Source organism: Kaistella antarctica (genome assembly GCF_900109615.1).
In the GTDB taxonomy this organism is placed as follows: domain Bacteria; phylum Bacteroidota; class Bacteroidia; order Flavobacteriales; family Weeksellaceae; genus Kaistella; species Kaistella antarctica.
In genome coordinates this window covers 441,589-462,691 of the sequence record NZ_FOIX01000003.1, presented here as the reverse complement: position 1 = coordinate 462,691, position 21,103 = coordinate 441,589, and the positions used below count along the sequence as shown (strand labels likewise).

The following is a 21,103-nucleotide window of genomic DNA, read 5'->3' as shown; positions in this document are numbered from 1 at the left end:
TTTAACTTCTAAATTTAATCAAAAATATTCGAATCGAATTCGAGTAAAAATTACAGTCCTTGAATAATCGATCCGTCTTTCATCACCAGCTTCCGATCTGTAGTATCTGCCAGAAGCGTGTTATGGGTCACAATCACGAAGGTCTGATGATACTTATCACGTAAATCAAAAAAGAGTTGGTGCAAATCATCCGCATTTTTAGAATCTAAATTTCCAGTCGGTTCATCAGCGAAAATAATTTTTGGCGAGTTAATTAAAGCTCTGGCAACAGCAGTCCGTTGGGCTTCTCCACCTGACATTTCGTTCGGCTTATGATGAATTCTATGCGCGATATTTAAATCTTCAAAAAGCGAATAGGCTTTCTCAATTGATTCCTTCTCATTTTTACCCGCAATTCTGGTGGGCAACAAAACATTTTCCAAGGCAGAAAACTCAGGCAAAAGTTGATGATATTGAAATACAAATCCTATGTTTTCATTTCTAAATCTAGACAATTGTCGGTCGCTCATATTCACGAAAGATTGTCCAGCCAACTCGAGTACCGTATTATATTTCTTCGGAATAGTCGGTTTATCGAGTGTACCCAAGATTTGCAATAAAGTTGATTTTCCGGCACCGGATTCACCAACAATCGAAACCACTTCGCCTTCTTTGATGTGGACATCTACTCCTTTTAGCACTTCTAAATCTCCGTAAGACTTATGAATATTAGTCGCTTTTATCATGGCTTCAAAAATAGTGAAATTTTGCGAGGTTTTGCGCAAGGGCGAAGTGCATTGTTGGAGTTCCTTTTTGTTTTTTGCAAAAAAATAAAAAGAACGACTGCACGCAGACCGACCCGAGGTGCGGGAAAGAATTGGCGAGGGTTGCGCCCCAATAAAAAATCCTTTCAAAATGTATTGAAAGGATTTTATAAATAGCGCTAAAAAATTAGAGTAACAACGTTAAAGGTTGTTCCAAATAGGTTCTTAATGTTTGTAAGAATTGCGCTCCTGAAGCACCATCAACTACTCTATGGTCGCAAGCTAGAGACAATTTCATCGTATTTCCGACGACGATCTGCCCATCTTTCACAATTGGTTTTTCAACAATCGCTCCGACAGAGAGAATCGCAGAGTTTGGTTGATTAATAATTGAGGTAAAAGTTTCGATACCGAACATTCCTAAATTAGAAACTGAGAAAGTGGAACCTTCCATTTCGTTCGCTTTCAAACCTTTCGATTTCGCACGTCCAGCCATATCTTTTACGCCTGCAGAAATCTGATTGTAATTCATTTGATCTGCATTTTTCAAAACAGGTACAACTAATCCATCAGGGATTGCAACAGCAACACCGATGTTAATATTTCCGTGGTGAATGATTTTATCTGCTTTCCAACTAGAATTCACTTGCGGGTGTTTTCTTAAAGCCATTGCTGTTGCTTTAATAATCATATCGTTAAATGAGATCTTGGTATCTGGCAACGAGTTAATTTCTTTTCTGGCCATCATCGCTTTATCCATGTTGATTTCGACGATCAAATAATAATGCGGCGCTGTGAATTTACTTTCCGAAAGACGTTTTGCAATAATATTTCTTACTTGCGAATTCGGTGTTTCAGAATCTTCACCCTGAACGAAATTCGCAACTGGCGTTGGAGCTACCACTGCAGCAGAAGTTGAAACTTCTTGTTTCGGTTGTGAAGCCGCAGCAAAACTTGGCTGATAATTTTCAATGTCTTTCTTAACAATTCTGCCATTTTCACCAGTTCCTGTCAAGGAATTGACATCGATTCCTTTATCTTCAGCCATTTTTCTGGCTAAAGGTGAAATCCCTAATCTTTCAGTTGAAGCAGTTTGAACTGGAGCGGTTTCTTTTTCTGTACTTTCAGAAGCAGCGACTTTTTCTTCTGGATTTTCAGCCGTAGGTTTTGACTCTGCTTTTTTAGATCCACCTGATGTAAGACCAGAAACATCTGTTCCGGCAGGTCCGATGATTGCTAAAACCGTATCAACGGGACTTGCTTCACCCTCGTCAACGCTGGTGTGCAATAAAGTTCCATTGACTTCAGATTCGAAATCTTGTACGGCTTTATCGGTTTCAATTTCTGCTAAAATATCGCCCTCTTTTATCGTGTCACCAACTTTGAAATGCCATTTAGCTACTTTGCCTTCGGTCATGGTATCAGAAAGCCTCGGCATATTGATCACTTCAACATCGGCAGGAATTTCTGCAGAAGATTCTTCAACCGCTGTAGATTTTTCTTCTTTTGTATTTCCTTCGTCAGTTTTCTTTTCCTCTTTCTTTTCAGCAACCTCTTCTTTAGCTTCCCCACCTTTTAAAGCAGAAATATCTTCACCTTGCTCGCCGATAATTGCTAAAACAGAGTCAACAGGAGACGCTTCGCCTTCTTCTGTTCCGATATACAATAAGATTCCGTTTACTTCTGATTCGAAATCTTGGACGGCTTTATCAGTTTCGATTTCTGCCAAGATATCTCCTTCTTTTACCTCGTCTCCAACTTTCTTGTGCCATTTCGCCACCTTACCATCCGTCATCGTATCTGAAAGACGGGGCATTGTAATCACTTCTGCCATAATATTCTATTATTTTTAGATTCAATAAATGAAATCTGACTTTAATAAAAATCAGATTTCAATTGAATTATTTTAGTTATTTTCTAATTTATTGATGAAGGGATAATCTTCCTGAGCATAGACGTAGTCATAAACTTTATCCAAATCCGGGTACGGAGAATTTTCCATAAAGTCAACGCATTCTTCAACAAATTCTCTGGATTTTTCCTCCAGCGCATTTAATTCATCTTGGGTTGCCCAGTTATTTTCTAAAATTCTTCTTTTAACGATTTCAATAGGATCGTCTTTCTTATATTCAGCAACTTCTTCTTTTGTTCGATAAGCTTCTGCATCAGACATAGAGTGTCCTCTAAAACGATAAGTTCGCGCTTCGATGAAAGTGGGTCCGTCTCCTCTTCTTGCTCTTTCAATAGCTTCAAAAGCAGCTTCAGCAACTTTTTCTGGATCCATCGCATCTACGGCAAGACAAGGCATTTCATAACCCAGTCCTAGTTTGTAAATATCTTCGTGATTTGCAGTCCGTTTTACAGAAGTACCCATAGCATAGCCATTATTCTCAACTACAAAAACTACTGGAAGCTTCCAGTTCATAGCCATGTTAAAGGTTTCATGCAAGGATCCTTGGCGAGACGCACCATCACCGAAAAAGCAAATGTTCACGGCTTTTCGGTCGTAATATTTATCTGCGAAAGCAATCCCAGCTCCCAAAGGAATCTGGCCACCCACAATTCCGTGACCACCGTAGAAGCGGTGTTCTTTGCTGAAAATGTGCATTGAACCACCCATTCCGCCAGAAGTTCCTGTAGCTTTACCACACAATTCTGCCATAATTCTTTTCGGATCTACACCCATCGCCATAGGATGAATGTGACAACGGTAAGCGGTAATCATACTGTCTTTGGATAAATCCATGGCATGCGTAAATCCTGCTGGAATCGCTTCCTGGCCGTTATATAAATGTAAAAATCCTCTGATTTTTTGTTTAAGATAAAGAGAACGGCATTTGTCTTCAAACCTTCTCCACATTGTCATTTCTTCATACCACTTCAGGTAGATCTCTTTCGAAAATTCTTTCATGTGCTAACTATTGCTTTTTAATATCAGCATGCAACCGATCGGTTTCATGTTTGTTGGAAATATTTAGCAAAAATAATAAAAATCTTTGTCTTTATTGGTAGCATAAGAAAACAAAGTTCTTATTTTAGTCATTTAAAAATATTACTTTTGAAACCATAAATTATTTCATGCTAGAAAACCCCTCTCCGGTCGTTTTAAAAATTTCAAAATTTATCTCAAATTTTTTTAATCCAATGAATTCGTTGGTCATTTATTTCATCATTTTTAGTATCAGAAATTTCACATTGGTAGAAGCAGCAAATAATTTTTTACCTATTTTATTAATAACGATCATTCCTATATCGTCCTGGATCATCTACAACGTTCGGACAAAAAAATATACCGACATTGATGTTTCTGATCGTAAACAAAGAAAAAGCCTTTACTTTTTTATCGAGGGTGCGATGATTGTGTATTTGTTTTTTGTCTACTTAAGATATGAAAGAATAGATATTGTTTTACTTTTTTTATTAATACTTTTCATCGTTATGCAAATAAGTAATTATTTTATTAAAAGTTCGATGCATATGGCCTTTAACCTATTTATCGCCGCCTTATTTTTTACCTTAAGTCCCCTATTTGGTTTTGTTTGGTTAGGACTTTCGATTATTATTGGGCTTAGCAGAATTATTTTAAAAAGACATAGTCCTGCAGAAGTTCTGAGCGGCGCCCTACTGGCCAGCATTGTATCTTTTATTTATCTTTACGTACATATTCAATTTCAATAATACATTATGAAAATAAGTCATTTGACTCCGGGCGAAGAACTCTTAATGAATGTTTTATGGCGACTCGATTCCGCTTATATGCGAGAAATCATTGAACAATATCAGGAGCCGAAACCGCATCCAAATACCATTTCTACTTTTTTAAAAATACTCGTTGAAAAAAAGTTTCTGACGACCGAAAAAGAAGGTAGAATTTTTAGATACAGCGTTGCGATTCCTTTCGATGATTATAGGAAATATTTAGTACATCTTTTTTTAGAAGATTACTTTAACAACAATGCTGCAGAAATTGTCAAATTATTAGTGGAGGAAAATCTTTTAAATTCAGATGATCTTCAGCAATTTTTTGAGATAAGGGCTACCGTTGTTCCACATCAAATAAAGGAAGAGGAATCAGATTTGAGTGATTTTATTAAAGATATCACGGCGACAAAGAAGAAGAAAAAGAAAAAAGAAAAGGGCGAAAAGAAAAAGGATAAAAAAAAGAAGAAATAATTATCTCCTCCTCTTGTGCTACCAACCTCACTGGATTATTTACTTGGCAGAAAAACAACCATAATTTTAAAGACCAAATTAAATAGATGCTCAGTTAAAATTATAGAATAATAAACAAAAAAAAGCGATCTTAAAAAAGATCGCTTGCATTATTCAGGTAAATATTACCAGTTAGAACCGCCACGGCTTGAACCACCGTAACCACCTCCACTTCCACCACGGCTTGCACCGCCGCTTCCGTAACCTCCACCACTACCGCCTGAACGGTTGTTGTCAAAGCTTCTTCTTGGCTTGTCTTCTCTTGGCTTAGCTTCAGAAATGTTAAGTTCTTTACCGTCCAATTCTTTTCCGTTTAGAGCTTCGATAGCGTTCTTGCCATCTTCGTCGCTCATTTCTACGAAACCGAATCCTCTCGATCTTCCAGTTTCTCTGTCTGTGATAATTTTGGCAGACGATACGTCACCAAATTCTGAAAATAAATCTTGCAACGACTGTTCTTGAGTTGCATAGTTGATGTTTGAAACAAAAATGTTCATCTTAAAAAAAAATTAAATTAATTAATACTGTTGAAATTATAAATGAAATTCAACAATTGATGAACAAAAATTGATTTCAGGATATAAAAACAGGTCAAAGTTACAATTATAAATTAAACTTGCAACTTTTTGCTGAACAAATGTTAGAAATACCCCTTATGTAATTGTTATTGAGCATTTTAAATTTCAATTAATTAAATGACAGATTTATCAGAAACATCTAAATCGTTAACTAAACTTAGATTTTCATACGGATTATCATTAAATGCGTTCGAAAACTGTAACGTTTTTTATAAAAAAAAGCTATCATTTGCATAATATGTATAACTTTGATTCAAATCTTTAACTATGAAAAAAATAACTACTCTATGTTTTTCGCTACTATCAGCGTACTTACTATCACAATTTACAAGTCCTGGCACAGGGGTTACTTATAATTTGAATTCTCTCGCCGCAGCGGCACCCACCGTTTTGGTCAATAGCGGCACTGGATATCAAATGACCGCAAATATTACGATTGCCGCAGGTGACTTCTTATTAATGGATGAGAACACTATTTTAAAAATGGATGCTGGGGTTCAGCTAACGATTGGTGGCGTTTATAACACAACAGCTACCGATTTTTTGATCACTGCAACAAATCCTGCAGCCATATTTAAAGGAATTAGATTAGAAGAAGGTTCGGACGCAACTTTTAAAAACACCATCCTGGAATATGGTGGTGGCTTACAAGTTTTAACCACTACATTTTTAATGGATAATTGTACGGTAAGATATTTTAAATCAGGTTTAGTTTCAGGCGCTGCCGTTAATTTCTCCCGAGGAAATCCGGTTGTTACCAATTCTAAGTTTATTGAGAATGATTTACCAGCAGTCGGCTCAGGCGGAAATCAATCGGTTGCTTTAGAATTTACAAATAACTATTTGTCTGGAAATACAAAACTAAATTCAAACCGTCCGCAAATTAATATGGGTCCGAGCGGTTCTGCTGGAGTTACTAAAGTTTTGAACAATACCATTATTGGAAATCGAGCTTTAACCAAAGTAGGTGGAATTTCTGTTTCTTCTCTTTTAGGTGGAGTTAATAAAGTTTTAATTGACGGAAATACCGTGACTGATAACAGATATGGAATTACCGTTGCAGGGAATAATTCTACGGGAACGATTTCTAATAATATTTTGACCAACAATAATTCTGAAAATAATCCAGCAACGGGAGGAAGCGGAATTTCTATAAATGGAAGTGGCGCAGTTGGCACAGGACTTAAAATTGAAAAAAATCAAATCCGCGGTCACATCTGGGGAATTACGGTGATTGGGACTTTTAGTGCAGATTTGGGCGGCGGACCATTGGGAAGTGTGGGCGAGAATGTGTTCAAAGACAACGGAAATGGAGGAAATCTCTATGCGCTCTTTAATAATACTGCAAATCCAATCAGCGCAAAGAATAATTGCTGGAGAGAAGGTGAATTGTCTGATGATGGCATGGTAGAAGCAGTAATTTCGCACGTTGTTGATGATCCTGCTTTGGGAGAAGTAACGTTTACACCGTATTTGTGCGGAATTCCGTTAGCATCGGTAGAAACTAAAAATCTACAAGCGAGCATCTATCCCAATCCAAGCAATGGAATATTTACTTTAAGTGCAGAGAAAGCTGGAAGTGTAATGATTACTGATATTTCGGGGAAACTGATTTATTCGGGAATTGTCGTAAAAGGCAAAAATAGTATTTCTGTAAAATCTCCCGCTGGAGTTTATTTTATGGCTTATGAAGCTGAAGGAAAGAGACAATCGACCAAATTGATTATAAAATAGTTCCTCTATAAATAAGATATTAAACTCATTTTGTTTTAATACAGAGTGAGTTTTTTTATAACCAATAATTAATCTTCAATTTTGACCAACACCGCGACCCGGCTTGAGTGGAAATCCTTTTTTTCTGCTTTGGCATTGGCGCTGGCGGAAAAAAAGATTAGGAACGGAAGACGGAATTGTTCGCCCAAAGAAGAATATTTCACTTATTCGCAAAGTTTTGTAACCTTTTGATACTTGGTGTCGTATAATATAATGCAGTCCTAAAGTAGACTGTTTTACTAAATGAGACAATTAAAAATTACCAAACAGGTTACCAACAGAGAAACCGCCTCTCTCGACAAGTATTTGCAGGAGATTGGAAAAGTTGATTTAATTACGGCCGACGAAGAAGTTGACTTGGCCCAAAAAATCCGCGCAGGAGACACGATAGCGTTGGAAAAATTGATTAAAGCCAACCTGCGATTTGTGGTATCTGTTTCTAAACAATACCAAAACCAAGGACTTTCCCTACCCGATTTAATCAACGAAGGAAATTTAGGTTTAATGAAAGCGGCGAAAAGATATGATGAAACCAGAGGTTTTAAATTTATCTCGTACGCGGTTTGGTGGATTCGGCAGTCGATTTTACAGGCTTTGGCAGAACAGTCTAGAATTGTAAGATTGCCATTGAATAAAATTGGATCGATCAATAAAATTAACAAAGCCTACGCCCATTTGGAGCAGGAAAACGAAAGACCTCCGTCCCCAGAGGAGTTAGCGGAAGTTTTGGATATGAGCGAATCTGACATTAAGGAATCAATGAAAAACTCCGGAAGACACTTGTCGATGGATGCGCCGTTGGTTGAAGGTGAAGATTCTAACTTGTATGATGTTTTGCGTTCTGGTGAATCACCAAGTCCAGATAAGGATTTGATGTTGGAATCATTGCAAATTGAAATAGAAAGAGCACTACAAACTTTGACTCCACGTGAGGCAGATTTGGTACGTTTGTATTTCGGTTTGAACGGAAAACATCCGATGACTTTGGAAGAAATCGGTGAAACTTTTGATCTTACCAGAGAAAGAGTTCGTCAGATTAAAGAGAAAGCAATTAAAAGATTGAAACACAATACGAGAAGTAAAATTCTTAAATCGTATTTGGGTAAATAATATTTTTAAAGAAATATTTTGATAAATTTGAGCAGGTGTTTTTAACATCTGCTTTTTTTATTTAAAATTATGAAAGTTATTAAAACCTTCAAATTCGCCGCTAATTTAGAATATGTTCACTCCGTTTTGGAGGAGCAGAAAATAGCCCATTTGATAGATTTGGAAAACTTGAGTATTTCATCAAATGAATTTCAAGAACCAAAAATTATTAAAATTATTGAAAACTTAAAATTAGATGAAAACGAAGTTGAAATCGATGAGAATTTTCAGAATGATTATGATGACTGGCATAAAAACAGTCTAAATCCCGGACACTTTATGGGTGGAAGAATTCCCTTTTTTTATTGGAACAAAAAAAATTATCCCTTTCTATTATTCACCATATTTTTCGTGCCGATTGTTGCAATTATTTTACTGATTTTTTCAGAAGGCAAATGGGGTTTTAAATTTGATTTCGTAGGAATCTGCACTTTCTTATTTTTTGTGTTCGTCGCAGTATCTATGATTGCTCAATGGATTAAATATAGAAAAAATCTGAAGTAAAAAATTCTAAAAATTACAAAGTTTCAAAGTTTTTCTTCGCCAATTCTTTCCGAACTCTGCTCAAACTTTCTGGAGTAATTCCCAAATAGGAAGCGACCATCCACTGTGGCGCACGAAGTAAAATATCCGGATACATTTTGATGAAACTCATGTAGCGTTCTTCGGCCGTATCAGCTAGAAGGGAATTGACGCGGTTCTGCAAATTTCGGATGTGCTTTTGCAACAGTAAATCATTTTTTTCAACGGTATGTGGATAGTTCTCCATCAATCTTTTGAAAAATTCGTGGTTTAAAAGCAATACATTCGAATCTTCAACTGCTTCAATATAATAGCGGGATTTATGGCTAAAATAGGTAGAACTGCGATCCGAAATGAGCCAATTCTCTGGCGCAAACTGAATGATGTGCTCTTTTCCATTTCGATCCAAAGAATACATTCTCAACAAGCCTTTCTCCACAAAAAAAGTATCGTGGCAAATTTCACCTTCCTGCAGTAATAATTCTCCTTTAGTAACTTCTTTCACAGTATAATAAGTACTACACGTTGCGACGGAACCCATTGGCACTTCGAGAATTTCAGACAAATAGTTGGTAATATTTTCTAATGACTCCATTGAAAAAATTTAAATAAGATTTACAGAAATACTCTGATGGGAAGCATCATTCACTGCTACTCCGTTTTCTAAAACAATCATTTGGGGACTTTGATGATGGACGTTAAAATCTGCAGCAATTTTATTAGAAACATCTCGATGTTTAATAAGGTCCAGGAAGTAATATTCCACCTCTTTATCGGAACCGGCAACTTCTTTTTCAAAGTTTTTCAAGACCATCTTACTAATTTGACATCTGGTAGAATGCTTGAAAATAACCACTTTCTTTTCCTTTGACATTTCGGCCGCTTGCTCCAAATCTTCTTTCGATTCAAGATGTTTCCAGAATGTAGGCTCTACCGGTGATGATTCTGGCGAATCACTGCCACCAAATAATTTATTTAAAAAACTCATATTTATTTTTTTCTAATATTAGACAAAATGATAATTTCCTGCTTACCAGTTATGCTCCGCCTTCAAATTTTGAATATGCGCAAAATGATGGTTACAATGCCAGGCATAGAAAGCTAAACTTTCTCGCAACGTTATATTTCGATGCTGTTCAGGATGATGAAAGGTACTTTCAAATTCCCTATTCGTCAATGATTTTAATTCAAAAACCCATCTTTTGTGCAGACCTTTCAGGATTTGCAAAGCTGGTTTAATGTCCATATTAAAACTGTCTTGCAATTCAGCCCATTGGGTCTGATCCCAAGGTTTTACCGTCGGATTATTTTCAGTGAGCGCCAATTTAAAACGAATATAGCTATTCATATGACTGTCTGCTAGGTGATTTACTAACTGGCGAACGGTCCAGCCACTTTCTCGATATTGCGTGTCTAATTGTTCATTCGTCCAATTCCCAACAAGATTTTTCAACTTACTCGGGAATTCCGTAAGCGTGGTTATATGTTTGTCGATGTCTTGATCAGAAATCTTGGTTGGATCTTGAAATTTCCCAATCGGGAATTTTTTAAATTCTAAATTGTCCATTTTAATTATAAATTTTGACGATTTGGCGCATCCGTTTTTTTGGCTGAACTTTTGCGCTTTTGTTTTGTAAATTTACTAAAAAATAAGTTGAATTCGATACCCATCGAAAAATTTAAGAATATGAAAAAAGCCCTAATTATCGTCGATATGCAGAATGATTTTTGCGAAGGTGGTGCACTTGCCGTTCCTGGATCCAACGAAATTATTCCATACATCAATCTGTTGATGGAAGAAAATGAATACGAACAAATTATCCTCACCCAAGACTGGCATCCGGCTGATCACAAGAGTTTTGCCAGTAATAATGGCAAGAAGATCGGCGACAATATTATTCTGAACGGTATTCCGCAACATATGTGGCCAGATCACTGCGTTCAAGGCACTTTTGGTGCAGAATTTCATAAGGATCTTAACCGAGATAAGGTCACGCACATCATTCAGAAAGGAACCAATGTTGACTTTGACAGCTATAGCGGATTTCAAGATAATAATCATTTTGTGAAAACAGGTTTAGATGATTTCTTGAAATACCACGACATTCAGCTGGTTGAAATCGTTGGTTTAGCCTTAGATTTTTGCGTAAAATACACGTGTCTGGATGCCGCTAAATTAGGTTATGTAACTTGTTTGCACTTCAATGGAACGAGTGCAGTCAACGTAAAACCTGATGGTGGAAAAAATGCGATTTTTGAAATGGTCCAAAATACGGTGACCGTTTTAGGCTAGACTATTTTAACTCGTTACGATTCAACTTCTCATTTTTAATGAGAAGTTTTTTTGTTTGCCGATTCAGTTTAAAAATTTTATTTTTAGCAAAATATTTACTTTGAAAAATATCATTCTATTTTCGTTTCTATTCTTAATCTTTTCCTGCGTTTCGGTAAAAAAACACAACGAAAAATTAGAAGTTCCGATTTCTGTGAAGGATTTGAAAAATGATGTTGATTTCACTCAGCGAAAATTAGAGCAACTTCACCCAAATCTTTATTGGTTTATCACGAAAGAAGAACTGGATTATCAATTTGACAGTCTAAAAGTAACCATTCAAAAACCATTAAAACCCAATGAATTTTATCAGAAACTCGCACCCGTTATTGCAAAAATAAAAGAAGGACATTTGAGATTATATCCTTACGATAAACGCCTGACCAAAAAAGAAATCAAACATCTTAAAAATCAGAAAGGCTTATTGAACCGATATAATTTCATAGTTGAGGACAACAGAATTTTCGTGAAAAATAATGTGGATAAAATTCCCAATATGAACGTGGGAACTGAAATTCTGAAAATTAAAGATATTCCAATTCATGTATTACTTGTAAAATATAAACCACTTATTAATAGCGATGGAGACAACACGACGTTTCAGCGATATTCGATGGCGCGGCGCTGGCCTTCTTTTTTTACAGCTGAATATGGAATTTTGGATTCGGTGAAGATCGAAGCTCAATATAAAGATGTCGTAAAGACTTTTTATATCCAACGTGAAAAAATCACTAAAGAAGAAAAAGAAAAGACCAAAAAAGAAAATAAAAAATTGACGAAAAGCGAAAATGGGAAAACCAAAGACTATAATATTATTAGTAAAAGCTTTAATCGTGATCTACAATTTCCGACCAAAGACTCGACGATTGCGTACATGAAAATCAAGACATTTTCTGGAACTTATTCTCGTAAATTCTATAAGCAGAGTTTTGCCTTGTTAAAAAAGTCGCCCGCAAAATATTTAATTCTAGATGTTCGTGATAATTTGGGCGGATCACTTTCAGAAATTAATAATCTGTATTCTTATTTTGTTACAGAAGATTTCAAATTCATCAAAGACATGGAAGTTACGTCGCGAGCATCGATGTTTCATGCCACTTATTTTAATGGTGTTCCAGTTCTGGCGAAACCGATTGCGGCTTTAACTTATCCGCTTTATTTGGTCGCCACCGCTCTATCTGTTAAGAAAAAAGACGATAAATTTTATTTAAGGAACAACGGACTTTTCTCCCTAAAAAAAGCCAAGCCCAATCACTTTCAGGGAAAAATTTATGTTTTAATAAATGGAAGTAGTTTTTCCGCCTCGTCAATAATTTCTTCAAAATTAAAAGGCGACAACAGAGCATTTCTCGTCGGTGAAGAAACAGGCGGTACGAATGATGGAACCGTTGCGGGCAGATATTCAACAGAAAAGTTACCCAGTTCAAAACTCAGATTGCCAATTGGACTAATGCTGGTTCAGCCCAATATTGCATTTACAGAAACAAAAAAAGGAGTTGTTCCAGACAAAGAAATAATTCCAACTTTACAGGAAGTTTTGACGAAAAAAGACATTCAATTAGAATGGATTATGGAGGAAATTAAGAATGAATAGACGATTGACTATTTCTCGGCAATTTCTTTAATCGCATTAAGTGCTCTGGGGAAACTGTTCGTGAAATAAGTGATGTATTCTTCTTCTGTATTAATAGTTACCGTTAATTTTGTCCCGACCTCAGTTTCAGTCAAATCGTATTGTTCAATAGCGTTCTCATCATAAGTTCGTTCCTGACGTACACCATCCAAAACTTCGCCATAATGCTTAAAGTGCATCGATTTTAAAGGAGTCATCTTTTCAACCACCGCAAACATACCATGTTCTCCAGGGGACAGAAAAAGAATTTCATTTCCTTCCTGAAGTTCACCTTTATAATAAGAACCTTTAATAAAAGTGGACGTCCAATTTCTGTAATTTTCATCTTCCCAAAGAACATCCCAAAGCTTTTCTGCAGACGCATTGATCTCAATTGTAAACTCTAATTTTTTCATCACCTTTTTTTATTTATAAGTTAGTTGAAGAAAAACCGCTGATTGATGACTGAAGTTACGGTTCGTCGTTAGCTGAAACTTCGTAAACCATCTTTAATTTCATCAAAAATAAAACCAAAAACAAAGAAACCCTCGATTGGAGGGTTTCTTTATAAAATATTTAGAACGAATTAGTTCTGATGAACAACGCTTAAAATTTCAAGTTTTTTTGCACCTTCTTCGAAAGGCCACTCGATTACGTCACCAATTTTGTTTCCCACCATCGCTAAACCAATAGGCGAAAGAATTGAATATTTTCCTTTTTTTACTTTTTCTTTTGAAGCGTCTACTAAGAGATATTTCTGCTCTTCATTGGTTTCAACATCCTTCACATTAACTTCGCAATTGATGGTTACCACATCGGTTGGTAATTCTTTCCGCAAAACTTGCTGGGCAGATTTCAATTGATCCAGTAGAATTTGTTCTTCCTGTAGGGTTGTTTTTCTTCTTCTTAAATGTTCTTTAATAAGATCATAGATTCCGGTTGTTAAAACGATATTTTCAGACATAATGTATTGTTATAAAAATTGGTTAATGAATACTTTAAATAAAATTCAGCAAAGAATAGCAAACTCTAGATTAGTGTTTGTATTCTCAAAAGTGTGCGTATTCGTAAATTAAAATTGAGGAGTATTTGTGGCGGTCACTTACCCTGTCCTGAATCGCGACAGGGCAGATTAGATGAACTCTTTCGATCTTTTCAGAAAGTTGTCATCAAGACGATAAGCGAAGAACAGTGACTTTCCATCAGCGAAGTTATTCTCTAAAAAAAAGTAAATTGGTTTCATGCTTAACTTGGTAATCCACTAAAATACCACATATATATTGGCTTTCCAAAGACTTAACAATTATTAACCTTTGACTTTTATAAAAAGCGGTTTCAGCGAATTTTATGAAACGTAATCTGTTATTTGGTGGAAATTTTTCGGCTCAGCTATTGAAGCTTATTAGAATTCAAAGATAAATCCAAAGTAAGGAATCGGAGTTGACCGATCACTGTCACCCGTTTCTAAAAGATAATATTGTTGATCTTGCGGATCAGTTGGATTGGCGACAATTCCATTATTATTCGCATCACGTTGTAAATTAACCACCGGCAATCTGCTCGGATTTTTAGACCCGTAAGCATTAACAATATCTAAGTACGCAGTGAACTGCCATTTTTTGAAAACCCATTTTTTTTCAGCTCTCAAATCTAATTGATGTGAAAGATTTCCGCGCATTGAATTTAATAGACTAAAATCTTGCAGTGGTCCATTTGCAATATTCCAGATATTAACCAAAGAACTTCTTTGCAAATCGTAGGGAGTTTCTGGCAAGCCAGATTGCATTCTAAATCTGGCTCCCAAATTCCAGTTTCTGTTTAAATATTTTCCAGCTGTGATTGCCACGATATGTCTGGAATCCCAACTCGATGGCAGAAGAGTTCCCGCTGCATTCGAGAATTTTGAGTAGCCGAAAGTATAAGCCATAATTCCATAGAAATTATTAACTGTCCTTTTCTGAGCTAAAAATTCTATACCAAATGTTTCGCCGAAACCTCTGGAATCAACCGGTTCGTTCCCGACTACGCCAAAATTCGCACCCACATTTGCCAGTGAAATCTGGTTGCGTAAGGAGAAGGGATAGTTTTTATACTTCTTGTAATATCCTTCCACGGTCAAACGAAGATTATTTTTTCCATTATATTCTACTCCACCCACGAGGTGAGAATTGCGGACATAGCTCAAAGTATTTTTATTGCTTAAACTACCATTTTTCATAAATCCTAAAGCCGTGTAAGAAGGAAGTTGGTAATAAATTCCCGTATTAAAATTGACAGCAAACTGAGGATTTATTTTATAACTTAAAGAAAAACGAGGTGAGAATTGGTCTAAAGGATTTTGAGTATTTTCATTATAATCGCTTGCATCAAAACGGATTCCTGCCGAGAGCTGAAGTTGGTCTGCGAAAAACTTCTTGGCAGTTTGGGCGTAAACTCCATATTGAAAAACATTAATCTCGGATAAAACATCATCAAAATTGACCGCATTTTGCGTTACATTTTTGATTGTCGAATTATTATAATATTTGGAAAAATTAATATTAGTTCCGGTGCTGAACTGATAATCGGCCCAAGTAAAATTACGATCAAAACGAATTTTATTTTCACTCTCCTGCGATTTGTAATCGTACAGTAAATTCTGGGGAGTTTCTATATTTCGATAATATTTTACTGCTTGATTATCGAGCATGTTTCGGCTTAAAGTTAAAAGCCAGTTGCCATTTTCAGCTAAGTGTCGGTATCCTGCACCAACCGTGTAATTCCACTGCGGAGAAACTGGAAGTTGATCGATTAAAGTTAAATTCGCTAAGGTCGGATCTGCATTTTCATTAAATTTAAAACTGTCTTTAGCACCTAAACCCAGAAAAAACAACTCGTCACCAGAATTGAATTTTTTAGAAACCTTAAAAGTTCCATCATAGTAGCTGGGTAGAAAAGGCAACCCAATCGCTTTAAACAGCAATTGCAAATTTGATTTTCGAACACTAAAAAGTCCTGTCCAGGATTGATCTTTAGAAAGCGGGCCATCCGCCATCAACTGCATATCATCTAAGCCTACAACTGCTTTGTAACCCAGTTTATCTTTTCGAGCTTGCTTTAAATTAAATTCAAACAAAGAAGAAAGAGCACCATTTCGACTAGCTGGAAATGCGCCGCTGTAAAAATCAACATCTTTAATAAAGTCAATGGTGATAATTCCTCTAGGTCCACCAGAAGCGCCTTGAGTTTGAAAGTGATTGATAATTGGAACTTCTATTCCGTCGATATAAAATTTGTTTTCCGCAGAACTTCCTCCTCGGATGAAGAGATCATTTCTAAAAGTTGCGGTACTTCCAACTCCAGGAAAACTTAAAATCGCTTTGGAAACATCACGCGTCGAACCAGCATTTTTCTGCACTTCTTCGCTGGTAATATTTCTAAGAGACAAAGGACTTTCAGCCGTAGTTTTATATTGCTTTTTGGTAATAATTACTTCATCAATATTTTTTGCAATCTTTATTAAACCAATTGAAAAAGTAAGATTTTGATTGGGAACAATATTGAGGTCGTTTAGAAATCCAGATTCGTAGCCTTCTGATTCAATTTCTAAAGTATAAACTCCTGATTGTATTCCAGAAATAGTGATATTTCCAACTCCAGAAAACTCCTGTTGAGTCTTTTCAATTTTAATAATAGCCGTAAGTGATTTTTTAGTGAAATCATCGAAAACATTTACATTAATACTACCACTTTGCGCCGACATAAAGATTGAAAACAGTACTAGAAAAAAGGAAACTTTAGATTTCATAAAAATATTTGGGTAAAATTACAATAAGCGTCCCAATTGGGACGCTCATCATCTTAAAAAAAAAACTACTATGGTAATAAAACTTTGTCTATGGCGTGAATAATTCCGTTGCTACACTGAACATCTGTTAAGATGATATTTGAAACTCGGTTATTCGCATCAGTAATTTTTGCGCCTCCAGTGGTTGTGATGGTGAACATTCCTCCTTGGAACGTGGTTACCGGCATATTATTCGTTAAAGCAGTTGAAGCTACATTTGCTCCCGCTACAACGTGGTATTTTAAAGCATTTTCTAAAAGTGTTTGTGGCACGGCAGCTAAATTAGCTAAACCCGTTTCTGCAAGCAAAGAAGCAAAGGCAGCATTTGTAGGTGCGAAAACCGTAAATGGTGAACTCGCTGTTCCTCCTAAAATTGAAACAAAATTCGGCATATCACTTCTTGTTAAAGCCGCAACTAAACTTGTAAAATTTGGATTGGCTAAAGCATGAGTTACTATGGTTGGTAAACCAATAACTGCGTCTGTTTTATGGATAATACCATTAGTTGCTAAAATATCTGCAGCGGTAACGTTCACCATTCCATTAATTTTTACGCCTGAAGATTTGTTGATGAACATGCTTAAGTTTCTTGTTGCAGATGCGCCACCTTTCGCTAACGTGGAAACGTAGCCTGTCGCAATTTCACCAGAAGTAACTCTCGCAGCTAAGACATGGTTCAATAAGATTTCTTTCAAGGCTGCAACTGGAACATCATTTAGAGATGCAAAACCATTCGCCGTTAAGAAAGAAGTGAAAGCTGCGTTTGACGGAGCAAAAACAGTAAATGTTCCTGTTGCATCTAATGTTGCAGCAAGTCCTGCTTTATCAATGGCGGCTTTTAATGAGGTTAATTCTGCATCACGTGAAGCAATCGCATAAATAGTTTGACTCATTACTGGTTCGTCGTCGTTGTTTGAGCAACTAACGGTTGCAAATCCTATAGCAAACATTACCGAAAGGATTTTAATTAATTTTTTCATAATAATATTTTTTTTGTGTCATCAAATATAGAAAGTATTTTTACTAACTAATTAAATTTAGTATATTTATTTACCAATATATCTTATTTATGAAATCTATACAAGGTTTTTTAGGAGGATTTAAATGAAAAGCCCTACAAAATTTGTAAGGCTTATTTAAAAATATGATTTACAAATTTTAAAGCAGAAGATTTTCATCGACGATATTTGGCAATGTCACTTTTAGATTCGGTTCTATTTCCATCGCACGCTTAATTGCGAATATTGCGCCGTCATTTCTAGCCCAACTTCTTCTAGAAATTCCATTATTGACATCCCAGAAAAGCATTGATTTTAATCTGCGGTCGGCATCTTCACTGCCATCGAGTAGCATTCCGAAACCGCCGTTGATCACTTCGCCCCAACCAACGCCGCCGCCATTATGAATTGAAACCCAAGTCGCGCCGCGGAAACTGTCACCAATAACATTCTGAATCGCCATATCTGCCGTGAATCGAGAACCGTCATATATATTAGAGGTTTCCCGATACGGAGAATCAGTTCCTGAAACATCATGATGATCCCGGCCTAAAACGATTGGCCCAATTTCTCCTTTGTTAATAGCTTTATTAAAAGCTTCGGCAATTTTCATACGGCCTTCAGCATCGGCATAAAGGATTCTGGCTTGCGATCCAACGACCAAATTATTTTCTTGTGCTCCTTTAATCCAAGTAATATTATCCTGCATTTGTTGCTGAATTTCAACAGGAGAATTTTTCATTATTTCCTCTAAAACTGCGCAGGCGATTTCATCAGTTTTTTGAAGATCTTCTGGTTTTCCACTAGCACAAACCCAACGAAACGGCCCGAAACCGAAATCAAAACACATCGGTCCCATAATATCTTGGACATAACTAGGGAATTTAAATTCTCTACCTAAAGTTGGATGGTCCGACATTACATCGGCGCCTGCTCTACTCGCTTCCAGTAAAAACGCATTTCCGTAATCGAAAAAGTACGTTCCTTTTCCGGTATGTTTATTAATTGCTTTGGCATGTCGTCTTAATGTTTCCTGAACTTTTTCTTTAAATAAATCAGGATTTTCAGCCATCATTTTATTGGCTTCTTCAAAAGAAATCCCAACTGGATAATATCCGCCAGCCCACGGATTATGAAGGGAGGTTTGATCGGACCCAATGTCGATATGCAAATTTTCTTGGTCAAATTTTTCCCAGACATCAACGATGTTTCCGAGATAGGCCAGTGAAACCGTTTCTTTATTTTCTTTTGCTTTTTGAACTCTTGCAACCAAATGGTTTAAATCCTCATGAACTTCATCAATCCATTTTTGCTCGTGCCGAATTTTAGTAATCTTAGGATTTACTTCTGCACAAACCGTAATACAACCTGCGATATTTCCCGCTTTTGGTTGTGCACCGCTCATTCCACCCAAACCTGAAGTAACAAATAAGCCACCTTTAGTCTCTTTTTTGATTTTCCGAAAAGCATTTAAAACGGTGATGGTGGTTCCGTGCACAATTCCTTGTGGACCGATATACATATAACTTCCAGCAGTCATTTGTCCATATTGCGAAACTCCTAAAGCATTCATTTTTTCCCAGTCATCAGGTTTAGAATAATTTGGAATGACCATTCCATTAGTCACAACAACTCTCGGAGCTTCTTTATGGCTCGGAAATAATCCCATCGGATGTCCAGAATACATCGTTAAAGTTTGCTCATCGGTCATCTTTGACAAATATTTCATGGTCAAAAGATATTGTGCCCAATTTTGAAAAACCGCACCGTTTCCGCCATAGGTAATTAGTTCATGCGGATGTTGCGCCACCGCGTAATCCAGATTATTTTGAATCATCAACATAATCGATTTAGCTTGCTCCGAGTTGCCGGGATATTCGCCAATCGGTCGAGCTTTCATCTCATAATCCGGACGAAAACGGTACATGTAAATTCGTCCATATTCATTTAATTCTTTTCTAAATTCTGATATTAACTCAGCATGAAATTGAGGTTCAAAGTATCGCAGAGCATTTTTAAGCGCTAATATTTTTTCCTCGTCCGAAAGAATGTCTTTCCGTTTTGGAGCATGATTAATTTTTGTGTCGAAAGGTTTGAGAGCGGGAAGTTCACTAGGAATTCCTTGTTGGATTTGTTGTTGGAAGGTCATGATAAATTCAGATTTTTGAATTAATCTTGTCATAACTCTGAAGCTTGACAAGGTTTTTGGCTACGAAACTTTAAAGATATTCAAAATAGAAAATACAAAGCAAAGAAAAGCGGGAGGAAAGTTTTTTCAGCTTACACTTTCAAATTAAAAAACCTTACTCAAAAAGTAAGGTTGTATTCATTAGGATAAAAGATCTTCGTTGGTCTCCTCGTGATTATCCTCGTTATCACTCAGACTGTAAAAGTTATTTTCTTCGTCTTCAGACCCAATTTTTTCCATCGCATCATCGGCACTTGAGCCAGGAACATCTAAATTATCTCCCAATCTTTCAGGCTGAATGGCTTCGTTTTCAATGGGATTGCCGTCTCCATCTAGTGAAATATGTTCTTCCTGATTAAAAATATCTTGGTCAGAACTGTAGTTCATCTCTTTCAAATTTTCATTTTGCTCATTAAGGTTATTTTCTGGTGTCATAATATATGTATTTAGTGTTATTTTTATGCGACAAAAATGATTCCATTGCAATTGAACACAGTCATTTTTATAAAATATAACGTTCAATCATCGAGCAAAAAATCTATATTTGCAGGTGTTATTTCAATACTAAAGGTGAATCGTGTGAAAATCACGAACTGTCGCGCAACTGTAATCCATTTGGAAAGTCAGATCCCTTCGTTGAAATTCTAAAAATGCTTTCGCGATTTGAAGCAGAAAATTTATTGACTTATCTGTCAGTTTTTTCTGTTCATTTCAACTATTAATGTTTTAATTCAATTACAATGAACTACGAAGAAAAAATTCAAAATTCTGAAACCAAAGTTTTTAAAGTTGTTTTCCCGAATATTACCAATCATCACAACACCATGTTTGGCGGAACGGTGATGGAAATGATGGATGAAGTGGCTTTTATGACCGCTACCCGATTTGCCAAAAAATCTTTTGTGACCGTAAGTTGCGATCGTATTGATTTTAAAAAACCAATACCTGCCGACACGCTGATCGAATTAATTGGCAGAGTTAAATATGTCGGTAACTCTAGTTTAAAAGTGAATGTACAAGTTTTTGTTGAGCAGATGTATGATGAAGTAAGAGAGCGCGCGGTTTCTGGAGATTTTACCTTAGTTGCAATTGATGCATATAAGAAACCTGTGAGGATTTTCCCAAAAGATTAAAAAAAGTCATCAAAAAAATTCCACTTTACAGTGGAAA

At 36.2% G+C, this 21,103-nt stretch carries 21 protein-coding genes and 1 riboswitch; of the genes, 8 read left to right on the top strand and 13 right to left on the bottom strand.

Annotated elements, in window-relative coordinates; translation table 11 throughout:
• Positions 1–50: 50 nt before the first annotated feature.
• The 3 genes from BMX49_RS10695 to pdhA form a co-directional block, all read right to left on the bottom strand.
• Positions 51–725, bottom strand: coding sequence for an ABC transporter ATP-binding protein (locus BMX49_RS10695; protein WP_034721532.1), 675 nt, complete (start codon positions 723–725; stop codon positions 51–53).
• 205 nt (positions 726–930) lie between these two features.
• A complete protein-coding gene (locus BMX49_RS10690; protein ID WP_034720620.1) occupies positions 931–2,577 on the bottom strand; it encodes a dihydrolipoyl dehydrogenase family protein in 1,647 nt (548 codons plus the stop codon).
• Positions 2,578–2,649: 72 nt separating this feature from the next.
• On the bottom strand, positions 2,650–3,654 hold the full coding sequence (pdhA, locus tag BMX49_RS10685) for a pyruvate dehydrogenase (acetyl-transferring) E1 component subunit alpha (RefSeq protein WP_034720618.1): 1,005 nt from the start codon (positions 3,652–3,654) through the stop codon (positions 2,650–2,652).
• 233 nt (positions 3,655–3,887) lie between these two features.
• Here pdhA and BMX49_RS10680 point away from each other — a divergent pair, with 233 nt between their 5' ends.
• Positions 3,888–4,421: a phosphatase PAP2 family protein gene (locus BMX49_RS10680; protein ID WP_246005123.1), complete on the top strand. Its 534-nt coding sequence runs from the start codon at positions 3,888–3,890 to the stop codon at positions 4,419–4,421.
• Between the two features lie 6 nt (positions 4,422–4,427).
• Positions 4,428–4,916 carry a BlaI/MecI/CopY family transcriptional regulator gene (locus tag BMX49_RS10675; protein WP_034720613.1) on the top strand — a complete coding sequence of 163 codons (489 nt, stop codon included), beginning with the start codon at positions 4,428–4,430 and terminating at the stop codon, positions 4,914–4,916.
• Positions 4,917–5,080: 164 nt separating this feature from the next.
• Here the strand turns inward: BMX49_RS10675 and rbp are convergent, their stop codons facing one another.
• Positions 5,081–5,452 carry an RNA-binding regulator gene (rbp, locus tag BMX49_RS10670; RefSeq protein ID WP_034720612.1) on the bottom strand — a complete coding sequence of 124 codons (372 nt, stop codon included), beginning with the start codon at positions 5,450–5,452 and terminating at the stop codon, positions 5,081–5,083.
• Between the two features lie 348 nt (positions 5,453–5,800).
• Here rbp and BMX49_RS10665 point away from each other — a divergent pair, with 348 nt between their 5' ends.
• The 3 genes from BMX49_RS10665 to BMX49_RS10655 all read left to right on the top strand — a co-directional run bounded on the left by BMX49_RS10665 (position 5,801) and on the right by BMX49_RS10655 (position 8,959).
• Positions 5,801–7,267, top strand: a complete 1,467-nt coding sequence (locus BMX49_RS10665; protein ID WP_034720610.1) for a T9SS type A sorting domain-containing protein — start codon at positions 5,801–5,803, stop codon at positions 7,265–7,267.
• Positions 7,268–7,549: 282 nt separating this feature from the next.
• On the top strand, positions 7,550–8,416 hold the full coding sequence (locus tag BMX49_RS10660; RefSeq protein ID WP_034720608.1) for a sigma-70 family RNA polymerase sigma factor: 867 nt from the start codon (positions 7,550–7,552) through the stop codon (positions 8,414–8,416).
• A gap of 69 nt (positions 8,417–8,485) precedes the next feature.
• On the top strand, positions 8,486–8,959 hold the full coding sequence (locus BMX49_RS10655; RefSeq protein ID WP_051803834.1) for a hypothetical protein: 474 nt from the start codon (positions 8,486–8,488) through the stop codon (positions 8,957–8,959).
• A gap of 13 nt (positions 8,960–8,972) precedes the next feature.
• On the opposite strand, the gene BMX49_RS10650 is transcribed toward BMX49_RS10655, so the two are convergent.
• Genes BMX49_RS10650 through BMX49_RS10640 form a run of 3 tightly spaced genes read right to left on the bottom strand, consistent with a single transcriptional unit; the run spans position 8,973 to position 10,544 of the window.
• Positions 8,973–9,572 (bottom strand): Crp/Fnr family transcriptional regulator, encoded by a 600-nt coding sequence (locus tag BMX49_RS10650; protein ID WP_034720605.1) that lies wholly within the window; start codon positions 9,570–9,572, stop codon positions 8,973–8,975.
• Between the two features lie 9 nt (positions 9,573–9,581).
• Complete coding sequence (ytxJ, locus tag BMX49_RS10645; protein ID WP_034720603.1) at positions 9,582–9,965, bottom strand: bacillithiol system redox-active protein YtxJ; 384 nt, start codon at positions 9,963–9,965, stop codon at positions 9,582–9,584.
• Positions 9,966–10,007: 42 nt separating this feature from the next.
• On the bottom strand, positions 10,008–10,544 hold the full coding sequence (locus BMX49_RS10640; RefSeq protein WP_034720600.1) for a YfiT family bacillithiol transferase: 537 nt from the start codon (positions 10,542–10,544) through the stop codon (positions 10,008–10,010).
• Positions 10,545–10,664: 120 nt separating this feature from the next.
• Between BMX49_RS10640 and pncA the strand changes: the two genes are divergently transcribed.
• Together pncA and BMX49_RS10630 are read left to right on the top strand one after the other, a co-directional pair.
• Positions 10,665–11,270 carry a bifunctional nicotinamidase/pyrazinamidase gene (pncA, locus tag BMX49_RS10635; protein ID WP_034721528.1) on the top strand — a complete coding sequence of 202 codons (606 nt, stop codon included), beginning with the start codon at positions 10,665–10,667 and terminating at the stop codon, positions 11,268–11,270.
• Positions 11,271–11,370: 100 nt separating this feature from the next.
• On the top strand, positions 11,371–12,903 hold the full coding sequence (locus tag BMX49_RS10630) for a S41 family peptidase (protein WP_034721525.1): 1,533 nt from the start codon (positions 11,371–11,373) through the stop codon (positions 12,901–12,903).
• A gap of 8 nt (positions 12,904–12,911) precedes the next feature.
• On the opposite strand, the gene BMX49_RS10625 is transcribed toward BMX49_RS10630, so the two are convergent.
• The 6 genes from BMX49_RS10625 to BMX49_RS10600 form a co-directional block, all read right to left on the bottom strand.
• Positions 12,912–13,337: an SRPBCC domain-containing protein gene (locus tag BMX49_RS10625; protein WP_034720599.1), complete on the bottom strand. Its 426-nt coding sequence runs from the start codon at positions 13,335–13,337 to the stop codon at positions 12,912–12,914.
• 170 nt (positions 13,338–13,507) lie between these two features.
• Positions 13,508–13,885 carry a GreA/GreB family elongation factor gene (locus BMX49_RS10620; RefSeq protein ID WP_034720596.1) on the bottom strand — a complete coding sequence of 126 codons (378 nt, stop codon included), beginning with the start codon at positions 13,883–13,885 and terminating at the stop codon, positions 13,508–13,510.
• A 438-nt stretch (positions 13,886–14,323) separates the two neighbouring features.
• Positions 14,324–16,708 carry a TonB-dependent receptor plug domain-containing protein gene (locus tag BMX49_RS10615; RefSeq protein WP_034720594.1) on the bottom strand — a complete coding sequence of 795 codons (2,385 nt, stop codon included), beginning with the start codon at positions 16,706–16,708 and terminating at the stop codon, positions 14,324–14,326.
• Between the two features lie 68 nt (positions 16,709–16,776).
• Entirely contained in the window at positions 16,777–17,727 is a 951-nt protein-coding gene (locus BMX49_RS10610) for a fasciclin domain-containing protein (RefSeq protein ID WP_034720593.1), read from the bottom strand.
• A gap of 178 nt (positions 17,728–17,905) precedes the next feature.
• Positions 17,906–19,894 carry a urocanate hydratase gene (gene hutU, locus BMX49_RS10605; RefSeq protein ID WP_034721522.1) on the bottom strand — a complete coding sequence of 663 codons (1,989 nt, stop codon included), beginning with the start codon at positions 19,892–19,894 and terminating at the stop codon, positions 17,906–17,908.
• Positions 19,895–20,074: 180 nt separating this feature from the next.
• Positions 20,075–20,368 carry a hypothetical protein gene (locus BMX49_RS10600; protein WP_034720591.1) on the bottom strand — a complete coding sequence of 98 codons (294 nt, stop codon included), beginning with the start codon at positions 20,366–20,368 and terminating at the stop codon, positions 20,075–20,077.
• A gap of 122 nt (positions 20,369–20,490) precedes the next feature.
• Positions 20,491–20,574, top strand: a riboswitch (adenosylcobalamin-variant (AdoCbl-variant) riboswitch).
• Positions 20,575–20,673: 99 nt separating this feature from the next.
• Here BMX49_RS10600 and BMX49_RS10595 point away from each other — a divergent pair.
• On the top strand, positions 20,674–21,066 hold the full coding sequence (locus BMX49_RS10595; protein WP_034720589.1) for an acyl-CoA thioesterase: 393 nt from the start codon (positions 20,674–20,676) through the stop codon (positions 21,064–21,066).
• The last annotated feature ends 37 nt before the right edge of the window (positions 21,067–21,103 follow it).